Below are 18,432 nucleotides of genomic sequence, written 5' to 3'. Positions count from 1 at the left end.
GACAAAAAAGTCGATTCGGCACAACCGACGCGTTCTCGCGCGCCGGACCATGCGTTTTGCATCGATTCGCGCGCGAGGTGGTTCTGGGCGGGCCAACGAGAAGTTCGCCCTAGCACAACATCCCATAAATAGATTGAATAATTGATCGCCTCGGACATGATGGCGGGATGAGCCGAGGCCACCAAGCAATGCCAGTGAAGCTGGCGAGGAAAGAAAGACAGGAACTGCTATCGCTGATCGAGCGCAAGACCGCTGCGCAGCGAGATGTGATGCGCGCGCAAATCGCGTTGTGGGCGCACGAGGGTTACTCCAACACGGTCATTGCGCGGGAGCTGGGGGTATCGGTGAAAACGGTCTGCCTGTGGCGCAAGCGCATTGCGCGGCAAGGTGTCCAAGGCATTCGCGAGGGCGAGCGAAGTGGCCGTCCGCCACGCATCACGCACGAAGCGCGGCTGCAATTGATCGCGCTGGCGTGTGAAACGCAGGAACCTGAGGGACGGGTCACACCGACGCTCGACGAGATTGTGGCGCGCCGTGGAGCGCGGTGTCGTCGGGCAGATCAGCCGCAGCCAGGTACAGCGCATTTTGCGGGCCGGCATGTACGCCCGCACCGGGTCCAGCAATGGCTACACAGCTCAGACCCGGCCTTTCGCGAAACGGTCAACTGGATTTGCAAGCTGTATCGCAAGGCGCCTCGAAACGCGGTGGTACTCAGTATCGACGAGAAGACCGGCATTCAGGCCATCGAGCGCAAGCACCCGGAACGCTCGCCCGCACCAGGACGGCTGCGTCGTCGTGAATTCGAATATATCCGTCACGGCACCCAGACGTTGATTGCCGCGCTCGATGCGCATACCGGGAAGGTGCTCGCCGAGTGCCGCGATCGACGCACCCAGGACGATCTGGTCGCCTTCATGGAGCGCGTGGCAGTCGCGCACCCGGGCAAACAAGTGCACGTGGTTTGGGATAACCTGAACACGCATCGCGCCCAGGTCGTCTGGCAGGAGTTCAACGCGCGGCATGGCAACCGGTTTCATTTCCACTTCACGCCGTTGCACGCGAGCTGGGCCAATCAGATCGAACTCTGGTTTGCGCGCTATACCCGCCGGGTGCTGCGCCATGCCAGTCACGCCAGCACTGCGCACCTGCGCGAGCGGACCGAGCGGTTCGTCAGCGAGCACAATCGGGCCGCGCGCCCCTTCAAATGGAGTTTCCGCAGCTATCCGCTACAAGACGGCGCATCGTAATTGAGGGGCCGACACAACTGTGCGAACCGTTGTTGCCGATGCCCCGTCCCGTACTGGCAACCATCCCACAAACTGTATCGGTACTGTACCGCCACAGTCCACTAAACTCCCTTCGTCATCCTTGAATTCCAAAGACGAAGAGAGCATCACCATGGACTACCTCACCATCAGTGCGCTGCCCGCCGGCATGCTGTTCGCGCTCGTCACCTCGATCACCCCCGGCCCGAACAACACGATGTTGCTTGCATCCGGCGTCAATTTCGGCTTTCGCCGCACGCTGCCGCACATGCTCGGCATCAGCGCCGGCGTCGCGATCCTGATGCTGTCGGTCGGCTTCGGTCTCGGCGAAGCATTCAAGCGCATCCCGGTCCTCTATACGTTGCTCGAGACCGCGAGCGTCGCCTATCTGCTGTATCTCGCGTGGCGCATCGGCACGTCCGGCGAAGTGCGCGCTCACAACGGCAAATCGCGTCCGATGACATTCATCGAGGCGATCGCGTTCCAATGGGTCAATCCGAAGGCATGGATGATGGTGCTGACCGCCGGCACGACGATCCAGCTCTCCGCCGACTACGGCCGCAACGCCGTCTGGATGGCGCTCGTATTCGTCTTCGTCGGTCTGCCGAGCATCAGCGTCTGGGCCGCGTTCGGCCAAGGGTTGCGCGGCTTCCTGTCGAACCGGCGCTGGTTGCGTGTGTTCAACATCACGATGGCCGCGCTGCTCGTTCTGTCGCTTTATCCGATGTTCGCCAAGATCACCGGCCACTGAGACGCGGCGCACCGTTGTGATCCGATCCGGTAAAGCGTACGCTGTTCTTCCGGACGCCGGTTCGCTGTTCCGCGACCCCGTCCCGGCCGGGAGAACGCAGATGAAGCCACTGCTGAAAGCAGGCGATCGGATCGAAGGCCTGCATTGGGTCGCCGAATACCGCCATCGCGCACACTTGATTCGCGTGCTGCGTGAGCGCGTCGAAGTGGGTACTTACGGCGCACCGTCCGCGCTGTTCGGCGACGAGGAGGAGATGGGCGCGTCGACGCCTGCCGATCACCGCAGCCGCGAAGCCGCACTGCGCGCGTATCTGCGCCACTTCGCAAAGATCCACGACGCCGAAGAATAACGGGGCCAAACGCGCCCCGCGCCGCCCCGCCTGTCGTCTCAACCGGTCACGCCGCCCGCGTCGGCGCGTTCGGTTCCGCGTCGCGCAACGCGGCCGTGCGCTTGACCATCAATGCGCCCGCCGCGATCAACGCCGGCGCCGCGAGCATCGAGAAAATCGTGCCGAACCCGAGCTGCGCCTGCAGCAGCAAGCCGCCTGAAAACGCGCCCAGAATCCCGCCGAAGCGTCCGACGCCGAGCATCCAGGCGACGCCCGTCGCACGTCCGCTCGTCGGATAGAACGCGGCTGCGAGCGCCGGCAGCGACGATTGTGCGCCATTCATGCAAACGCCCGCGACGAACACGACAGTCGCGAGCAGCGCGAGATGCCCGGCCTGCAGCCCGATCATCCAGACGAACAGCGCCGTCAATGCGTATGTGACCGCGATCACGCGATGCGGCTCGAAGCGGTCCATCAGCCAGCCGGTTGCGATCGCGCCGATGCCGCCGCCGAGCGGAAAGAGCGCGGTGACGAGCGCCGCATCGCGCACGGTGAAGCCGGTGTCGCGGATCAGCGTCGGCAGCCAGCTCGTCAGCAGATAGTAGACGAGCAGTCCCATGAAGTATGTGAGCCACAGCATCGCGGTGCCCGCGCGGTAGCGCGGCGACAGCACGACGGCCGCACCCGAGCGCTGCTGTTCGCCACGGTCTTCGGGCAGCACGAAGCGCACGCCGTCGAACGACGTGCCGGGCGCGATCCGGCGCAGCACCGCGGCGATCCGCTCGCGCGGCGCGCCACGCAGCACCATGAATCGGATCGACTCGGGCAACGCGATCAACAACGCGCCGAGCACGAGCGGCGCGATGCCGCCGACGACGAATACGCTGCGCCAGCCGTGATCCGGGATCAGCGCGGCGGCGACGAGGCCGCCCGCCGACGAGCCGAGCGTGAAGCCGCAGAACATCGTGTTGACGAGAAACGAGCGTTTCGCGTGCGGCGCGTACTCGGCCATCAGCGTCGTCGCGTTCGGCATCGCGGCGCCGAGACCGAGTCCCGTCAGCAAGCGCAGCACGGCCAGCTCCGTCACCGATTGCGCAAACGCGCAGCCGATGCTGAAGAGTCCGAACAACACGACCGAGCCGACCAGCACGCGCTTGCGACCGATCCGGTCGGCGAGCGGGCCCGCCGTGAGCGCGCCGAACGCGAGGCCGACGAGCGCCGCACTCATCACCGGTCCGAGCGCGGCCTTCGTCACGTGCCATTCCTGGCCGAGCGCGGGCGCGACGAAGCCGATCGCGGCGGTATCGAAGCCGTCCGCCGCGACGATCAAAAAGCACAGGATCAGAATCAGCCACTGATAGGGCGAGAAGCGCCGCTCGTCGATGAACTGCTGCACATCGAGCTGGCGCGCGAAATCGGTCATTGCTGTCTCCGTTGGGTTTGTCATCGACGCCTTTCGCGTCCTGCGCCGATGCGATGCCGGCGCATGTCGTCGCGCACGGGCAGCAGCCGTTCGGCGGGCCGCCCGTGCGGTGTGTGCTTCGTGTTTCGCGTCGCGCGGCGTCAGGCCGCGTCTTCTTCGCCAAAGATGCGCTGCGCGAGATGGAACGCCGAATTCGCCGCAGGCACGCCGCAGTAGATCGCAGTCTGCAGCAGCACTTCCTTGATCTCGTCGCGCGTGACGCCGTTGTTCTTCGCCGCGCGCAGATGCAGCGCAAGCTCCTCGCCGCGATTGAGCGCAACCATCATCGCGATCGTCAGCAGACTGCGCGTGTGGCGCGGCAGCCCGTCGCGCGTCCAGATCTCGCCCCACGCATAGCGCGTGATCAGGTTCTGGAACTCATCGGTCAGCTCGGTGCGATTCGCGAGCGAGCGGTCGACGTGCATATCGCCGAGCACAGCGCGGCGCACCTTCATGCCCGCTTCGTAACGTTGATCGTCGTTCATCTCGATGCTCTCGCGTCAGGCCGTCAGGAAATCGATCAGCGTTTGGTTGAAGCCGTCCGCGCACTCGATGTTCGAGATGTGCGCGCAGTCGAATTCGACGTGCTTCGCGTCCTCGATCGCCGCGGCGAGCGCGCGGCCCTGGTCGGGCGGCGTCGACATGTCGTGCGTGCCCGTCACGACGAGCGTCGGCACGTCGATGCCCTTCACTTCGTCGCGCAGATCGGCGGCGTTCAGCGCATCGCAGTTCGCCGCGTAGCCGTCCTTGTCGGTGTGATTGAACGTGTCGCGGATCACGTCGACGAGGCGCGGCTCGCGCTCGAAGAACGCGGCCGTGAACCAGCGCGGCAGCACCGCGTCGGCAAGCGCCGCCATTCCTTCGGCACGCGCCTTCTGCGCACGCGGCCCCCATACTTCCGGCGAGCCGATTTTCGCCGACGTGTTCGAGAGCACCACGCGATCGGTTCGGTTCGCATGGCGCGCGGCGAGCGCCGCGCCCGTCAGGCCGCCCATCGAGATTCCGCAGAAGTGCGAGCGCGCGATCCCGACGTGATCGAGAAGGCCGATCACGTCGCCCGTCAACTGATCGATCGTATACGAGCCTGCCGGTGCATCCGAGTGGCCGTGGCCGCGCGTGTCGTAGCGCAGTAGGTTGAAGTGCGCCGTCAGCGGGCCGATCTGCGGCGCCCACATCGACAGATCCGCACCGAGCGAATTCGACAACACGAGCCACGGCGCGTCAGCGCGCGTCGCGCGGTCGATCCGGTAATGCAGCCGCACTCCGTTGACTGAAGCGAAAGGCATGGGAATCTCTCCTTAGTGGCGGCTCGCGTGAAGCGCGAGCACGGCGTCGACGTAGGCGTGCGCCTCGCCGACGTAGTGAGCGGGGTCGAGCAACTGCCGCAGCGCGTCGAGCGCGAGGTGCGCGGCGACGTCCGGGTCCGCGGCGAGCACGTCATGCAACGAGCGGCCGCTTCGCACGGATTCTTTCGATGCGCGCTCGACGAGATGATGCGCATCGAGCCGGCCGATCTTGTCGCCGAGCGCGAGCATCACCGCTTCGCCGAGCACGAGGCCGTGCGTCGCGTCGAGGTTTTCGGCAAGGCGCGCGACGTCGACGTTCAAGCCCGCGACGATCTGCGCGATCTGCGCGAGCGCGCCGCCCGCGAGCCGCGCGAGTTCGGGCAGCGCGTCCCATTCAGCCTGCCAGCCGCCAAGCGCGCGCTCGTGTTCTTGCACCATTCCGGCGAACACGGTCGAGACGAGCCCCGGCGCGCGCACGGCCGCGGTCAGCACGGCCGCGCAGCCGACCGGATTGCGCTTGTGCGGCATCGTCGACGAGCCGCCCTTGCCGGCCGCGGCCGGCTCGGCCAGCTCGCCGACTTCGGTCTGCATCGACAGCGAAATGTCGCGTGCGATCTTGCCGAGCGTGCCGATCAGCATCCCGAAACAGGCGGCGGTCTCGGCGATACGGTCGCGCTGCGTGTGCCACGGTACGGCGGGCAGCGTGAGTTGCAAGTCGTCGGCGAACGAACGCGCGACGGCAGGCGCCGCGTCGCGCAAGCTCGCGAGCGTGCCCGCCGCGCCGCCGAACTGCAACGCGAGCGCGCGCGCGCGCAGCGCGGCGAGACGCTCGCGATGACGGAGCAGCGCATCGAGCCATTGCGCGAACTTCAATCCGAGCGTGATCGGCAGCGCCTGCTGCAGCCATGTGCGGCCGATCATCGGCGTCGCGCGATGCGCGGCGGCGAGCGACGCGAGCGTCGCGCACGTATCGCGCAGCAACGGCTCGAGCCAATCGAACGTATCGCGCAATTGCAGCACCGTCGCCGTATCGATGATGTCCTGGCTCGTCGCGCCCCAATGCAGGTACTTCGCCGCTTCGGCGTCGCGCGCCTTCACGCGCGCGGTCAGCTGCTTGACGAGCGGAATCGCAAGGTTGCCGCCGAGCGCCGCGTCGCGCGCGAGCGCTTCCGCGTCGAGTGCGTCGGCCACGCACGTCGCCTCGATCGGCGGCACCGCGCTCGCCGGAATCACGCCGTGCGCGGCGAGCGCGCGCGCGAGCGCGGCTTCGACGTCGAGCATCCGCTGCAGCGTCGCGCGCGGCGACCAGATCCGGTTGAGCGGCTCGCTGCCGCAGATGAGGGAAGTCAGGCGGGCGCTGTCTTCGAGCATGGGATCGATTGGAAAGACGGAATGCGCTTATTGTCCACCGAAGCATCGGACGCTGCGCACTCGTCCGTTCGGGCAACCGCGGCGATACGCCGTGCGGCCGCACGACGCGAACGGCGCGCGCCGCCGCGTCACGCCGCGGCCTTCTGCGTCGCGTCGATGAGCGGCACGCCCGTCAGCTTCTGCAACGCGTCGAACGAGATGTCGGTGAAGATCTCGCGCACCGCGAGCCCGTCGCTCGTCACGTCGAGCATCGCGAGATCGGTGTAGATGCGATCGACGCAACGCACGCCCGTCACCGGATACGAGCATTCCGCGGTGATCTTGCTTTCGCCCTGCTTCGTCAGGTGCTCCATCATCACGAACACCTGCTTCGCGCCGATCGCGAGATCCATCGCACCGCCGACCGCGGGAATCGCATCGGGCGCGCCCGTGTGCCAGTTCGCGAGGTCGCCTTGCGCGGACACCTGGAACGCGCCGAGCACGCAATAGTCGAGATGGCCGCCGCGCATCATCGCGAACGAATCCGCGTGATGGAAGTACGCGCCGCCCGTGAGCAGCGTCACGTGCTGCTTGCCGGCGTTGATCAGTTCGTCGTCCTCTTCGCCCGGAGCGGGCGCGGGGCCCATGCCGAGCAGGCCGTTCTCGCTGTGCAGGAAGATTTCCTTGTTCGGATCGAGATGGTTCGCCACGAACGTCGGCACGCCGATCCCGAGGTTCACGTAAGCGCCTTCAGGAATGTCTTGCGCGACGCGCTTCGCCATTTCGTCGCGGGTCAGTCGTTTCATCGTGTTCTCCTCGGGGGTCAGGCGGCGCTCGCGGCGCGTTCGGCAGCCAGCTCGGCCGCATGCGCGGCCTGCGGCACTCCGACGATTCGCTGCACGAAGATGCCGGGCGTCACGATGTGCTCGGGATTCAGCGCGCCAAGCGGCACGACTTCCGACACTTGCACGATCGACGTCTTCGCGGCCATCGCCATCACCGGGCCGAAGTTGCGCGCGGTCTTCCGATAAACGAGGTTGCCCCAGCGGTCGCCCTTGAGCGCCTTCACGAGCGCGAAATCCGCATGGATCGGCGTCTCGAACACGTACTGCTTGCCGTCGATCAAGCGCGTCTCCTTGCCTTCGGCGAGCCTCGTGCCGAAGCCCGTCGGCGTGAAGAAGCCGCCGATGCCCGCGCCCGCCGCACGAATCCGCTCGGCGAGATTGCCTTGCGGCACCAGCTCGAGTTCGATCTCGCCCGCGCGATACAACGCGTCGAACACTTGCGAATCGGCCTGGCGCGGGAACGAGCAGATGATCTTGCGCACGCGCTTCGCCTTCAGGAGCGCGGCGAGGCCCGTCTCGCCGTTGCCGGCGTTGTTGTTGACGATCGTCAGGTCGCGCGCGCCTTGCGCGATCAGCGCGTCGATCAGTTCGGACGGCATCCCGGCCGTGCCGAAGCCGCCGATCATGATCGTCGCGCCGTCGTGAACGTCGGCCACCGCCGACTGGAGGGAATCGAAAATCTTGTTGACCATGTCTCTTCCTATGCGAATCCGCGCGTGCCGCCCGCTGCGACACACGTTCGCGCATGGCTGCGCGCCTCGCTAAACGATCCGATTTGTTCGAAATTCGAACTCAGATTCGATTAGCGAACGATGCGTCGATCATAGAGGCGCGCGCGCAGGATTGTCAAGGCGACGCCGTGTCTGCGACTGCGGTCGCGCCCGCTATTGCCCCGCCGTGTGCCCACGCGGCGGCGGCCGTGTCGAATGACGCGACGCCTGCCGCATCGTCGAACGGCAAGCCGACGTAGTTCTCCGCGAGCGACTGCGCGGCCGCGCGCGAGCGCGTCACGTACCTGAGCTCGGCGAGCTTCAGCCGGTTGACGAACGGCGAGTCGTCGATGGACGGGTGCAGCATATTCGTCATGCAATACGAAAAGTGCTCGGCGCGCCATACCCGTTCCAGACAGGTTGACGAATACGCATCGAGCAATTCGTCGCGACCTTCGCGATAGTGCGCGCCGAGCGCGCACGACAGCGCCCGAACGTCGGCGACCGCGAGATTCATCCCCTTCGCGCCCGTCGGCGGCACGATGTGCGCGGCGTCGCCCGCAAGGAACAGCCGCCCATACTGCATCGTCTCGGACACGAAGCTACGCATCGGCGTCACGCTCTTCTGCGTGATGCGGCCTTCGTTCGGCGTCCAGCCGCTGTCGTTTTCAAAGCGCGTGCGCAGTTCTTCCCAGATCCGCGCATCCGGCCATTCGGCCAGGTTCTCGTCGGGCCGGCATTGCAGGTACAGTCGGGTAACGGTCGGCGAGCGCATCGAGAACAGCGCGAAGCCGCGCGCGTGATGCGCATAAACCAGCTCGTCGAGCGACGGCGCCGCATCGGCGAGAATCCCGAGCCACGCGTACGGATACACGCGCTCGAACGTGTGCAGCCGCTCGGCGGGAATCGTCTGGCGCGCGGCCCCGTGGAAGCCGTCGCAGCCGGCGACGTAGTCGCAGTCGAGCCGCTCGGTGCGTCCGTTCGCGTGCGTGAACGTCACCGATGGCCGCTCGGTCGCGACGTCGTGCAGCTCGACATCGCGCACGTCGAAATGGATCGACTGGCCGTGTTCGAGCGCGGCCGCGATCAGATCGCGCACCACTTCGTGCTGGCTGTAGACAATGATCGCGCGGCCGGGCGTCAGCTCACCGAAGTCGATCCGGTGGCGGCGGCCATCGAACAGCAGCTCGATGCCGCGGTGGGCAAGGCCCTCGCGTCGCATCCGCGCGCCCAGGCCGGCTTCGTTCAGCGTGTCGACGGTGCCCTGCTCGAGCACGCCGGCGCGAATCCGGTTCTCGCAGTATTCGCGCGAGCGCGCCTCGAGCACGACCGATTCGACGCCTTGCAGGCGGAGCAGATGGGAAAGAAGCAGCCCGGACGGACCGGCGCCGATGATCGCGATTTGCGTGCGCATTGTTCGTCTCCTGTGTCGACCGGAGTTAGCGCTTTAGCGCTTACAACGGTCCCATGCAATGTGATCATTGATTCGAATAGTGAATCGATTGTCAGCGCTATCCCGACTATGCGGCAATGCGATTTAGAAGATAAGTTGTATACGGATATCCAATAGTACCGATCCGATGCCCGAACTCGATCTGAACCTGATTCCGTACCTGGTCGCGCTCAACGAGACGCGCAACGTGAGCCGCGCGGGCGATCTGCTCGGCGTCAGCCAGCCGCGCGTGAGCGCCGCGCTCGGGCGGCTGCGCGAGCATTTCGGCGATCCGCTCTTCGTGCGGACGTCGCGCGGAATGGAGCCGACGCCGCGCGCGCTCGCGCTGATTCCGGCCGCGCGCGACGCGCTCGCGAGCATCGAGCGCGGCCTCGTCGCGCCGCACGATTTCGACCCGGCAAAGAGCACGCGCACGTTCGCGATCGCGTTGTCGGACGTCGGCGAGATCGTGTTCCTGCCACGGCTGCTCCAGGCGTTCGCGGAACGCGCGCCGCATGCGAATCTGCGTTCGGTATCGCTCTCGCATGCGGAGGTCGGGCGCGCACTCGAGGACGGCGGCGTCGATCTCGCGGTCGGCTACTTTCCGGATCTCGGCGGCACCAACTTCTTCCAGCAGCGGCTCTTCACGCACCGTTTCATTTGCCTGCTTCGGCGCGGCCATCCGCTCGCCTCGCAGCCGCTCACGCTCGAGCAGTTCCTCGCGTGCGGCCACGCGGTCGTGCGCGCGGAAGGCCGCAGCCAGGAAGTGCTCGAGCAATATCTGGCGAAGCGGCGGCTCGCGCGCCGCGCAGTGCTCGAGACGCCGCACTTCATGAGCCTGCCGTTCATCCTCAGTCGCACCGATCTGATCGCGACGGTTCCGCACGCGATCGGCTATGCGTATGCGACCGAGCACGCGTCGATCATGCTCGTCGAGCCGCCGCTGCCGTTGCCGCGCTTCGACCTGAAGCAGCACTGGCACCGCAAGTTCCACAACGACGCGAGCGTCGCGTGGCTGCGCAGCGTCGTCGCCGATCTGTTCAACGACGCGCTGGACGAATGGCCGAAGTGACGCCTGCCCGTTACGCGGGCGCCAGCGCACGCCCGGCATTCGCGAATGCGCACCACGGCGCACGCTCGATGCGAAAGCATGAAACAATGATCGACCGGCCGCGACGTCAGCGGTCCTTACGGAGTTCAGAGCATATGGCTAAAGGAAAGACCGCAAGCAACACAGCGGCCCCGACCGCGCACAAGGCGGCGAGCAAGGCAACGAACAAAACGGCAAGCAAGCAGACGACTCGCGCCGCCGCGCCCTCGCCCGCCCCCGTGCCCGCGAACCGGCCGAGCCGCGACGAAGCCGAATCGGCCGTGCGTGTGCTGCTGCGCTGGGCGGGCGACGATCCCGGCCGCGAAGGCCTCGTCGATACGCCGGCGCGCGTCGTGCGCGCGTACGAAGAATTCTTCTCGGGCTACGCGCTCGAACCGCGCGACATCCTCGCGCGCACGTTCAGCGAAGTCGACGGCTACGACGAGATGATCGTGCTGAAGGACATCCGCTTCGAAAGCTATTGCGAGCACCACATGGTGCCGATCATCGGCCGCGCGCACGTCGCTTATCTGCCGCACCATCGCGTCGTCGGCATCTCGAAGCTCGCGCGCCTCGTCGACGCATTCGCGAAGCGCCTGCAGATCCAGGAAAAGATGACCGTGCAGATCGCCGACACGCTGTTCGACGTGCTGCAACCGAAGGGCGTCGGCGTGATCCTCGAAGCCGCGCACCAGTGCATCTCGACGCGCGGCATCCACAAGCCCGGCGTCGAGATGGTGACGTCGCGGATGCTCGGCACGTTCCGCACCGATCCGGCAACGCGTCGCGAATTCCTGTCGATCGTCGCAAATCCGTCCTCGGTCAATCTGACGAATACGTAAATGCAGTCGAGCATGAAACCAGCCATCGCACCCGTCGTACTCGTGACGGGCGCCGCGCGCCGTGCAGGCCGCGCGTTCGCGTTGCGCTTCGCCTCGCGCGGCTATCGCGTCGCCGTGCATTACGACCGGTCGGCCGACGCCGCGCACGCGCTCGTGCGAGAGATCGAAGCGGCGGGCGGCGAAGCCGTCGCGCTGCAAGCCGATCTTGCCCATGCGGACGCCATCGCGCATCTCGTCGATGCGGTCTACGCGCGTTTCGGCCGTCTCGACGTGCTCGTGAACAATGCGTCGGTGTTCTGGCAGGACCACCTGCCGAGCTTCGATCTCGCGGCATTCGACAACGCGTGGGCGATCAACTGCCGCGCGCCGATCCTGCTGACGCGCGCGTACTACGAGCGCGCGAAGGCGGCAGGCGCGCAGGGCGTCGTGATCAACGTCGTCGACCAGAAGATCAAGGAAAACTTCCATCGCGACCATTTCAGCTACACGGTCGCAAAGGCGGCGCTCGGCAATCTCACGCAGATGCTCGCGCTGTCGGCGAGCCCGGTGCTGCGCGTGAACGCGGTGTTTCCGGGGTTGATGCTGCCGAGCGACGACCAGACGCCGGCCGACTTCGAGCACGCGAGCCGCGCATCGACGCCGCTTGCGCGGATCGCCGGGCCGAACGACGTCGCGGACGCGATCCTGCTGCTGACGGGGCCCGCATACAACGGCGCGGACTTCGTCGTCGATGCGGGACAGAACCTGATCCGCGTCGATCAGGACGTGCTGTACAAGCACCGGTCGCCCGCCGGCAAGCACTGAGCGAAAGCGGCAACAGCGGCAGCCAGCAACCGGAGCAAGCGACAAGCGCGGCGCGGGCCAACGGCAGCCGCGCCGCCTGCTCGATGCCCGCTCAATCCTTCTCGGCGTTCTCTTTCTCGCCCTCGCGGATCTTCCCCTGTGCGACGCTGCTGCCGGGCGGCACGCTATGCGTGAGCCACACGTTGCCGCCGATCACCGAGCCCTTGCCGATCGTCACCCGGCCGAGGATCGTCGCACCTGCGTAGATCACGACGTCGTCCTCGACGATCGGATGCCGCGCGTTGCCCTTGACGAGCATCCCTTCTCCGTCGGCGGGGAAGCTCTTCGCGCCGAGCGTGACCGCCTGATAGAGCCGCACGCGCTCGCCGATGATCGCGGTCTCGCCGATCACCACGCCCGTGCCGTGGTCGATGAAGAAGCTCGGGCCGATCCGCGCGCCCGGGTGGATGTCGATGCCCGTTGCCGAGTGCGCGATCTCGTTGATGAAGCGCGCGAGAAGCGGCACGCCGAGCTGATACAGCGCATGCGCAAGCCGATGGTGCATCACCGCGAGTACGCCCGGATAGCAGAGCAGGATTTCGGTGATGTGCTGCGCGGCCGGGTCGCCGGAGTAGGCGGCCTGGATGTCGCTGACGAGGAGCGCGCGGATGCCGGGAAGTTGCGTGCCGAACTCGCGCGCGATCTCGAACGCGCGTTCGCCGAGCGCGGCGGACGGCGTCTCCGCGTGCTCGGGCAGGAACGGCAGCGCGCGGCGGATCTGCTCGGCGAGCAGGCGCAGCGTGCTTTCGAGCGTGTGGCCGACGTAGTAGTCGACGGTTTCGTCGGTCAGATCGGGCGCGCCGTAATGCGTCGGGAACAACGAGGCGCGCAGGCCCGAGACGATCGTGCAGATCGCGTCGCGCGACGGCAGCTCACGAATGCCGCGCGGATGGCGCGTGCGATGCAGCTTCTCGCGCGATTCGCGCAGCTCGTTGACGATCTGTTCGAGGCCCCAGTTTCGAGCGGATTTCGACATAGGCAAAAACACACGGCCGCGCTTCGTCGCACGGCCGTCTGATAAAAGTGACGGGTTCCGCAAGATTACCGCGTTTTTGCCGCGTCAGCAGAACGCGGGCCGCCGGACGTGTCGTCGCGCCGTCCTAAATGGTGAGACTGCTCGCGTCGATCCATCGGACGGCCCAATCGCGCGCATGCGCGATCGCCGCATCTTCGTCGTTGAAATGCAGATCGGAGGGAAAGAAACGATTGGCGACCAGTTCGCCGTCGCTCGATCGGGAGATGACGACATACGGTTGGAACGAGCCATCGCTCGCGCGCGCCGGCGCGCAATTCAGCAGATACCCGCGATGCGTGAATGCAGTTGTCGTAGAGTGCATAAGTCCGCCCACCTTAAGTCCCCCTTTACCTTCTTCTTCGCTACCGTCCGTTAAGGATGCTGCGGCGCCCGGTGCGGGCGGAAGCGGGTGCGCCGAATGTCGCGCACCGCTTCGTCGGAAAAGAATCATACTCTGTAGAAAACGCGTCTTCTAGCTGAAATAATTACTTGGAAAGCGTGGCACGCGGCGCGGCAGCGGCGCTCGCACGCGCGCCTTTTCCCGTCGTGCCCGGAACGGGTCTTGCAATGCTCCGGGCATCGCGCCGCTGGGATGACCGCGATGAATCCGTTCGAACGCAAGACGCCCGCCGACGCCGGCCACGCGCATCCGCGCAGCGTCGAGTTGTACAACGACGCGACACACGACAGCACTGTCGACACGGACGGTAAGAATCGCGAGGCCGCCCGCATCGCGAACGGCGAACCGATTTCTCCTGACCAGATCACGACGAGCAATGCGTCGCTCGTCAATGCGATGCCCGAAACGCCCGATGGCTTTGCCGGCTTCGACAGCCGGCCCGGCGGCAATCATCCGCAGTTCGCGCCGCGAGCCGGCTACACGGTCGTCGACAAGGGGTTCGACGCCGCCGCATCGGGCGGCGCGCACGCGGACGGCGAGCTTCCGTCTCCGTATCATCCGCCGCGGCGGCCGGGGCGCATCATCGAGTTCGCGCCGATTCCACGTTGATGTCGGTGTCGGCGCCATCGCCGTGTGCGTGCCGGTGCGAGGCCGGTTCGCGCATGGTGTGATTGCTGTCGCTGCGCGGTCGTCGCGCAGCAGGGCCTTGGTAACATTTTTACGTCGACGCGTTCACGCGTCCGCGCGTCGAATCCGATCCGCTGTTTGATTCGGGCGTTTGAATGTGCGCGCCCAGCGAGCGTCGCGTTTTGTCGGTCGTCGGTCGTCGGTCGTAACGTTGTCTCGAAATGAACGCGGCACGCATGGAAGATGTCGAGCTCGCGCGGTTCGCGGTTCGCGGTTCGCGGTTCGCGGTTCGCGGTTCGCGGTTCGCGGTTCGCGGTTCGCGGTTCGCGGTTCGCGGTTCGCGGTTCGCGGTTCATGATGATCGATGCAGCGCTGCTTCGGCGCGCATCATGAAACGCGCGTTCGAATTCTCTTTTGGCGCCCGCGTCGATGCAACGCCGTGGGTCTTCGCGCTATATCCGCGAAATCGGTACCGTACCAGCGCCGATATCGATGCGCGCTCGCCCCGAGAAGCGGCAATAGCGCCGGTCCCAGCATCGACAGCGACCGCCGCGCCAACGGATGCGCATCCGAATCCGCGCGCAAGCGATGCGCATCGACGCGGCGCATTGCATCGCGATGCAACTCATACGCCGCGCCCTCAAGCACACCAGGCACACCGAGCCGAGCCGCAACGCGAGCCACGTGCAGCGCGGCGCGCCGGCACTCAACCGCCCATCGCCCCCTGCGTATTCACATACAGCGAATACAACCCATGGCTCGCCGCCATGAACAGCCGGTTCCGATGCCGTCCGCCGAAGCACACGTTCGCGCAACGCTCGGGCAGCGCGATGTGCCCGATCGCGTCTCCTCCGGGCGTGAACACGCGCACGCCGTCGAGTTCGTCGGTGCCCATCCCCCAGCCGCACCACAGGTTGCCGCGCGCGTCGACGCGAAAGCCGTCCGGCGTGCCCTGCCCCGCGTCGATCAGCACGCGTCCGTTGCGCACCGACTTGCCGTCGCTCGCAACGTCGTATGCGCGGATCGTGCGCGGCCGCCCCTTCGATTCGACGACGTACAGAACCGATTCGTCCGGCGAAAACGCGAGGCCGTTCGGCCCCGGCACGCCGTCGACGACAGGCTCGACCGCGCCTGTGTGCGGATCGATACGGTAGACGCGCTCCGGCATCTCCGATTCCTGCTTCTCGCCTTCGTAAAAGCTCTGGATGCCGAAGTCCGGATCGCTGAACCAGATCGAGCCGTCGGACTTCACGACCACGTCGTTCGGCGAATTGAAGCGCTTGCCTTCGAAACGCTCGGCGAGCACGGTGATCGCCCCGTCGTATTCGGTGCGCGTGACGCGGCGCGTCAGATGCTCGCACGTGACGAGGCATCCCGCACGATCGCGCGTGTTGCCGTTCGCGTTGTTCGACGGCTGCCGGAATACGCCGACCGCGCCGCTCTGTTCATCCCAACGCAAAATCCGGTTGTTCGGGATGTCGCTCCACAGCAGATAGCGGCCGTCGCCGAACCACACCGGGCCTTCGGACCAGCGCGCGCCCTGATACAGGCATTCGACGGAAGCGGACCGGATGCGCAGCGAATCGAAGCGCGGATCGAGCACGCGGACGGCCGGATCCGGATAGCGCCGGGAATCGATTGCGTCCATCGCGCTCACGCCTTGCCGAGCTGGCCGTCGCGCAAGCGCCAGAGACCGAGCGGATTCGCGTCGGCGAGCGCGGCCGGCAACAGCGCCGCGGGCAGGTCCTGATAGCAGACGGGCCGCAGGAAACGCTCGATCGCGAGCGCGCCGACCGACGTGCTGCGCGGGTCCGACGTCGCCGGAAACGGCCCGCCGTGCACCATCGCATGCGCGACCTCGACGCCCGTCGGATAGCCGTTCGCGACGATGCGGCCCGCCCTGCGCTCGAGCGTCGGCAACAGTTTGCGTGCCAGATCGACATCGTCGTCTTCGAGATGGAGCGTCGCGGTCAACTGCCCTTCGACGTGCTCGGCAAGCACGATCATATCGTCGACGTCGCGGCACACGACGACGAGCGACGTCGGCCCGAAGATCTCGCCTGCGAGTTGCGGGTCCTGGACGAACTGCGTGTGCGTCGTCGTGAAAAGCGCGGGCAGCGCAGCGTTCCGCGCGTCGCGGCGCGTGCCTTGCGCAACTTCGCTCACGCCGGCCGTCGCGCGACGCGCCGCGATCGCGCTCTCGTACGACGACGCGATGCCCGCCGTCAGCATCGTCTGCGCGCCCTTTTGCGCGAGCGCCTGCGCGGCCGCGTCGACGAACGCCTTCAGGTCCGGCCCGTCGAGCGCGACGACGAGCCCCGGGTTCGTGCAGAACTGTCCGACACCGAGCGTCAGCGAATCGACGAAGCCTTGCGCGATCTTCGCGCCGCGCGTGCGCAGCGCACCCGGCAGCACGAAGAACGGATTGATGCTGCTCATTTCGGCGAAGACCGGAATCGGCTCGCGCCGCCGCGCGGCGACGCCCATCAGCGCGACGCCGCCCGCGCGCGAGCCGGTGAAGCCGACCGCCTTGATCGCCGGATGCGCGACGAGCGCCTCGCCGATCGCGTTGCCCGCGCCGACGACGAGCGAGAACACGCCTTCGGGCAATCCGCAATCGGCCACCGCCTGCCGGATCGCGCGTCCGACGAGCTCCGACGTGCCGAGATGCGCGGGGTGCGCCTTCGCGACGACTGGGCAACCGGCCGCGAACGCCGATGCAGTGTCGCCGCCCGCGACCGAGAACGCGAGCGGGAAGTTGCTCGCGCCGAACACCGCGACGGGGCCGACCGGGATCTTCTGCAAGCGCAGGTCGGCGCGCGGCAGCGGCTTGCGTTCGGGCTGCGCGGAATCGAGCGTCGCGTCGAGCCAGCGGCCGTCGCGCACGATCGACGCGAACAGCCGCAGTTGGCCGACCGTGCGCGCGCGCTCGCCTTCGAGGCGCGCGACGGGCAGCGCCGATTCCGCATGCGCGCGCTCGATCAATTGATCGCCGAGCCCGGCGATGCGCTCGGCGACCGCTTCGAGAAAACGCGCGCGCGCCTCGAGCGGCGCTTGGCGGAACGTGTCGAATGCGGCGCTCGCGAGCCGGCACGCGCGGTCGACGTCGGCCGCGCCGCCCGCGCCGAACGCCGGCTCGAGCTCGACGCCCTGCGCTGGATCGTATGCGCGCATCGTGCCTTCGGTGCCGCGCACCGCGGCCGCGCCAATCAACATCTCCCCAGTGATCTGCATGCTTCCTCCGGATTGAAAAATCTGCCGTGGACGGGCGCGCGTCGCGACGCGCGCCGCCTGCGGATGAATTGGGCGAATCGGGTCATGCGGGCGAATCGGACGAATCGGAGCGACTCGATCGGACGCGCCGATCCGGCATACGCGAATCGCATTATCCTGCCAGAGCGAGCGACGCGCCGTGTCGCTCGAATCGGCGAGCGCGGCGGCGAACACCCGCACGAGCGCCGGATACGTCACGCGCAGGCCCTGTTCCGTGATCGGTCGACACGTGGGCGCGGCGCGCCGCAACCGCGATGGACGGAGGCTCGAACAGGCCCTTGACGACGCATGGCAAGCGCCTCCGATGAGATCCCTTGCTCGGCGCAAGATGAAAGACATGCGAGCGACGCGGCGGCGGCGCCGTTGCATCGACTGCAAGAATTCACGATGAGTCTTGCTTCGAAATATCCACGACACGCGCGGCGCGCCTTCATCAATCCCGAAGCGTTGCACCGTATCGAGCAGTTCGAGTCGGTCGTGGTCGGTTCGCACGAAGTGCGATACCCGTCGACAACAGCGTGAGCTCGCGCTTTTCCAGCCATTCGCAGACAACGCGCGCACTCGGGTCTGCGCTGGGAAACGCACAAGCCGCGCGAGCACTCGCGATTCCGCGACGGCGCTGAACCGGCTCGATGTCCGAATCGCCGGCCCCCAACACCGCTACCAACGCGGATTATTCCTCGGCACCCGCCGCGCCGTGCTCGGCCGCGCGAACTTGTACGGCAATTCCTGCCGATCGAGATAAGCCTGAATCGTCGGCCATTGAGCGTCCGCGAGCAGCATTTCGCAGACGTGCGGCATATCGGGCGACGCGCTGTCCACGCCGATCAGGTCCGGCAGCGAGTACCGGTCTGCGTCTTCGGTCAGCAGTTCGAGCGTGACATACGGCATTGGTCTCCTCCTTTTCCGGTTG

The 18,432-nt window shown here is 66.6% G+C and carries 20 protein-coding genes; 8 read left to right on the top strand and 12 right to left on the bottom strand.

The features are described 5' to 3' along the window. The first annotated feature begins 188 nt into the window (after nucleotides 1-188). The 3 genes from WS70_RS19460 (at nucleotide 189) to WS70_RS19450 (ending at nucleotide 2,365) form a co-directional block, all read left to right on the top strand. The gene (locus tag WS70_RS19460; protein WP_226382921.1) at nucleotides 189-1,247 is read left to right on the top strand and encodes an IS630 family transposase; all 1,059 of its coding nucleotides are present in this window, start codon (nucleotides 189-191) and stop codon (nucleotides 1,245-1,247) included. 151 nt (nucleotides 1,248-1,398) lie between these two features. Further along, nucleotides 1,399-2,016: a LysE family translocator gene (locus WS70_RS19455; RefSeq protein ID WP_059470275.1), complete on the top strand. Its 618-nt coding sequence runs from the start codon at nucleotides 1,399-1,401 to the stop codon at nucleotides 2,014-2,016. 100 nt (nucleotides 2,017-2,116) lie between these two features. Next, complete coding sequence (locus WS70_RS19450) at nucleotides 2,117-2,365, top strand: hypothetical protein (protein WP_059470276.1); 249 nt, start codon at nucleotides 2,117-2,119, stop codon at nucleotides 2,363-2,365. A 46-nt stretch (nucleotides 2,366-2,411) separates the two neighbouring features. Here WS70_RS19450 and WS70_RS19445 read toward each other — a convergent pair whose 3' ends face one another. From WS70_RS19445 to WS70_RS19415, 7 genes are all read right to left on the bottom strand, one after another. After that, nucleotides 2,412-3,767, bottom strand: a complete 1,356-nt coding sequence (locus WS70_RS19445) for an MFS transporter (RefSeq protein ID WP_059470277.1) — start codon at nucleotides 3,765-3,767, stop codon at nucleotides 2,412-2,414. Nucleotides 3,768-3,907: 140 nt separating this feature from the next. After that, nucleotides 3,908-4,291, bottom strand: a complete 384-nt coding sequence (gene pcaC, locus WS70_RS19440) for a 4-carboxymuconolactone decarboxylase (protein WP_059470278.1) — start codon at nucleotides 4,289-4,291, stop codon at nucleotides 3,908-3,910. A gap of 15 nt (nucleotides 4,292-4,306) precedes the next feature. Further along, nucleotides 4,307-5,092 (bottom strand): 3-oxoadipate enol-lactonase, encoded by a 786-nt coding sequence (gene pcaD / locus WS70_RS19435; RefSeq protein WP_059598119.1) that lies wholly within the window; start codon nucleotides 5,090-5,092, stop codon nucleotides 4,307-4,309. Between the two features lie 12 nt (nucleotides 5,093-5,104). After that, the gene (locus WS70_RS19430; protein WP_059598118.1) at nucleotides 5,105-6,463 is read right to left on the bottom strand and encodes a 3-carboxy-cis,cis-muconate cycloisomerase; all 1,359 of its coding nucleotides are present in this window, start codon (nucleotides 6,461-6,463) and stop codon (nucleotides 5,105-5,107) included. A gap of 128 nt (nucleotides 6,464-6,591) precedes the next feature. Then, nucleotides 6,592-7,248, bottom strand: coding sequence for a CoA transferase subunit B (locus tag WS70_RS19425; RefSeq protein ID WP_059598117.1), 657 nt, complete (start codon nucleotides 7,246-7,248; stop codon nucleotides 6,592-6,594). A 17-nt stretch (nucleotides 7,249-7,265) separates the two neighbouring features. Beyond that, on the bottom strand, nucleotides 7,266-7,979 hold the full coding sequence (locus WS70_RS19420) for a 3-oxoacid CoA-transferase subunit A (protein WP_059598116.1): 714 nt from the start codon (nucleotides 7,977-7,979) through the stop codon (nucleotides 7,266-7,268). A 154-nt stretch (nucleotides 7,980-8,133) separates the two neighbouring features. Beyond that, nucleotides 8,134-9,411: a 4-hydroxybenzoate 3-monooxygenase gene (locus WS70_RS19415; RefSeq protein WP_059598115.1), complete on the bottom strand. Its 1,278-nt coding sequence runs from the start codon at nucleotides 9,409-9,411 to the stop codon at nucleotides 8,134-8,136. Nucleotides 9,412-9,577: 166 nt separating this feature from the next. On the opposite strand from WS70_RS19415, the gene WS70_RS19410 reads away from it, so the two are divergent. The 3 genes from WS70_RS19410 to WS70_RS19400 all read left to right on the top strand — a co-directional run bounded on the left by WS70_RS19410 (nucleotide 9,578) and on the right by WS70_RS19400 (nucleotide 12,165). Further along, on the top strand, nucleotides 9,578-10,501 hold the full coding sequence (locus WS70_RS19410; protein WP_059598114.1) for a LysR family transcriptional regulator: 924 nt from the start codon (nucleotides 9,578-9,580) through the stop codon (nucleotides 10,499-10,501). Between the two features lie 134 nt (nucleotides 10,502-10,635). Beyond that, nucleotides 10,636-11,361 (top strand): GTP cyclohydrolase I FolE, encoded by a 726-nt coding sequence (gene folE, locus WS70_RS19405; protein ID WP_059598113.1) that lies wholly within the window; start codon nucleotides 10,636-10,638, stop codon nucleotides 11,359-11,361. Further along, nucleotides 11,362-12,165: an SDR family oxidoreductase gene (locus WS70_RS19400; protein ID WP_059470286.1), complete on the top strand. Its 804-nt coding sequence runs from the start codon at nucleotides 11,362-11,364 to the stop codon at nucleotides 12,163-12,165. 91 nt (nucleotides 12,166-12,256) lie between these two features. Here WS70_RS19400 and epsC read toward each other — a convergent pair whose 3' ends face one another. After that, nucleotides 12,257-13,180, bottom strand: coding sequence for a serine O-acetyltransferase EpsC (gene epsC / locus WS70_RS19395; RefSeq protein WP_059470287.1), 924 nt, complete (start codon nucleotides 13,178-13,180; stop codon nucleotides 12,257-12,259). A gap of 124 nt (nucleotides 13,181-13,304) precedes the next feature. After that, entirely contained in the window at nucleotides 13,305-13,541 is a 237-nt protein-coding gene (locus tag WS70_RS19390; protein WP_009914080.1) for an HlyU family transcriptional regulator, read from the bottom strand. A 270-nt stretch (nucleotides 13,542-13,811) separates the two neighbouring features. Here WS70_RS19390 and WS70_RS19380 point away from each other — a divergent pair, with 270 nt between their 5' ends. Next, nucleotides 13,812-14,228 (top strand): DUF3005 domain-containing protein, encoded by a 417-nt coding sequence (locus WS70_RS19380; protein ID WP_059470288.1) that lies wholly within the window; start codon nucleotides 13,812-13,814, stop codon nucleotides 14,226-14,228. A gap of 724 nt (nucleotides 14,229-14,952) precedes the next feature. Here WS70_RS19380 and WS70_RS19375 read toward each other — a convergent pair. Together WS70_RS19375 and WS70_RS19370 are read right to left on the bottom strand one after the other, a co-directional pair. Beyond that, nucleotides 14,953-15,894: an SMP-30/gluconolactonase/LRE family protein gene (locus tag WS70_RS19375; protein WP_059598112.1), complete on the bottom strand. Its 942-nt coding sequence runs from the start codon at nucleotides 15,892-15,894 to the stop codon at nucleotides 14,953-14,955. Nucleotides 15,895-15,899: 5 nt separating this feature from the next. Continuing rightward, complete coding sequence (locus WS70_RS19370) at nucleotides 15,900-17,480, bottom strand: aldehyde dehydrogenase (NADP(+)) (protein WP_059598158.1); 1,581 nt, start codon at nucleotides 17,478-17,480, stop codon at nucleotides 15,900-15,902. Nucleotides 17,481-17,807: 327 nt separating this feature from the next. Between WS70_RS19370 and WS70_RS31690 the strand changes: the two genes are divergently transcribed. Then, on the top strand, nucleotides 17,808-18,041 hold the full coding sequence (locus tag WS70_RS31690) for a hypothetical protein (protein ID WP_156438010.1): 234 nt from the start codon (nucleotides 17,808-17,810) through the stop codon (nucleotides 18,039-18,041). Between the two features lie 138 nt (nucleotides 18,042-18,179). Here the strand turns inward: WS70_RS31690 and WS70_RS19365 are convergent, their stop codons facing one another. Continuing rightward, nucleotides 18,180-18,410 carry a hypothetical protein gene (locus tag WS70_RS19365; RefSeq protein WP_059470290.1) on the bottom strand — a complete coding sequence of 77 codons (231 nt, stop codon included), beginning with the start codon at nucleotides 18,408-18,410 and terminating at the stop codon, nucleotides 18,180-18,182. Nucleotides 18,411-18,432 lie beyond the last annotated feature (22 nt).

Origin of the sequence: Burkholderia mayonis (assembly GCF_001523745.2) — a bacterium.
Taxonomy (GTDB): domain Bacteria; phylum Pseudomonadota; class Gammaproteobacteria; order Burkholderiales; family Burkholderiaceae; genus Burkholderia; species Burkholderia mayonis.
Note: the sequence above shows the minus strand (reverse complement) of the source record. Positions and strands in the feature narration are given on the sequence as shown.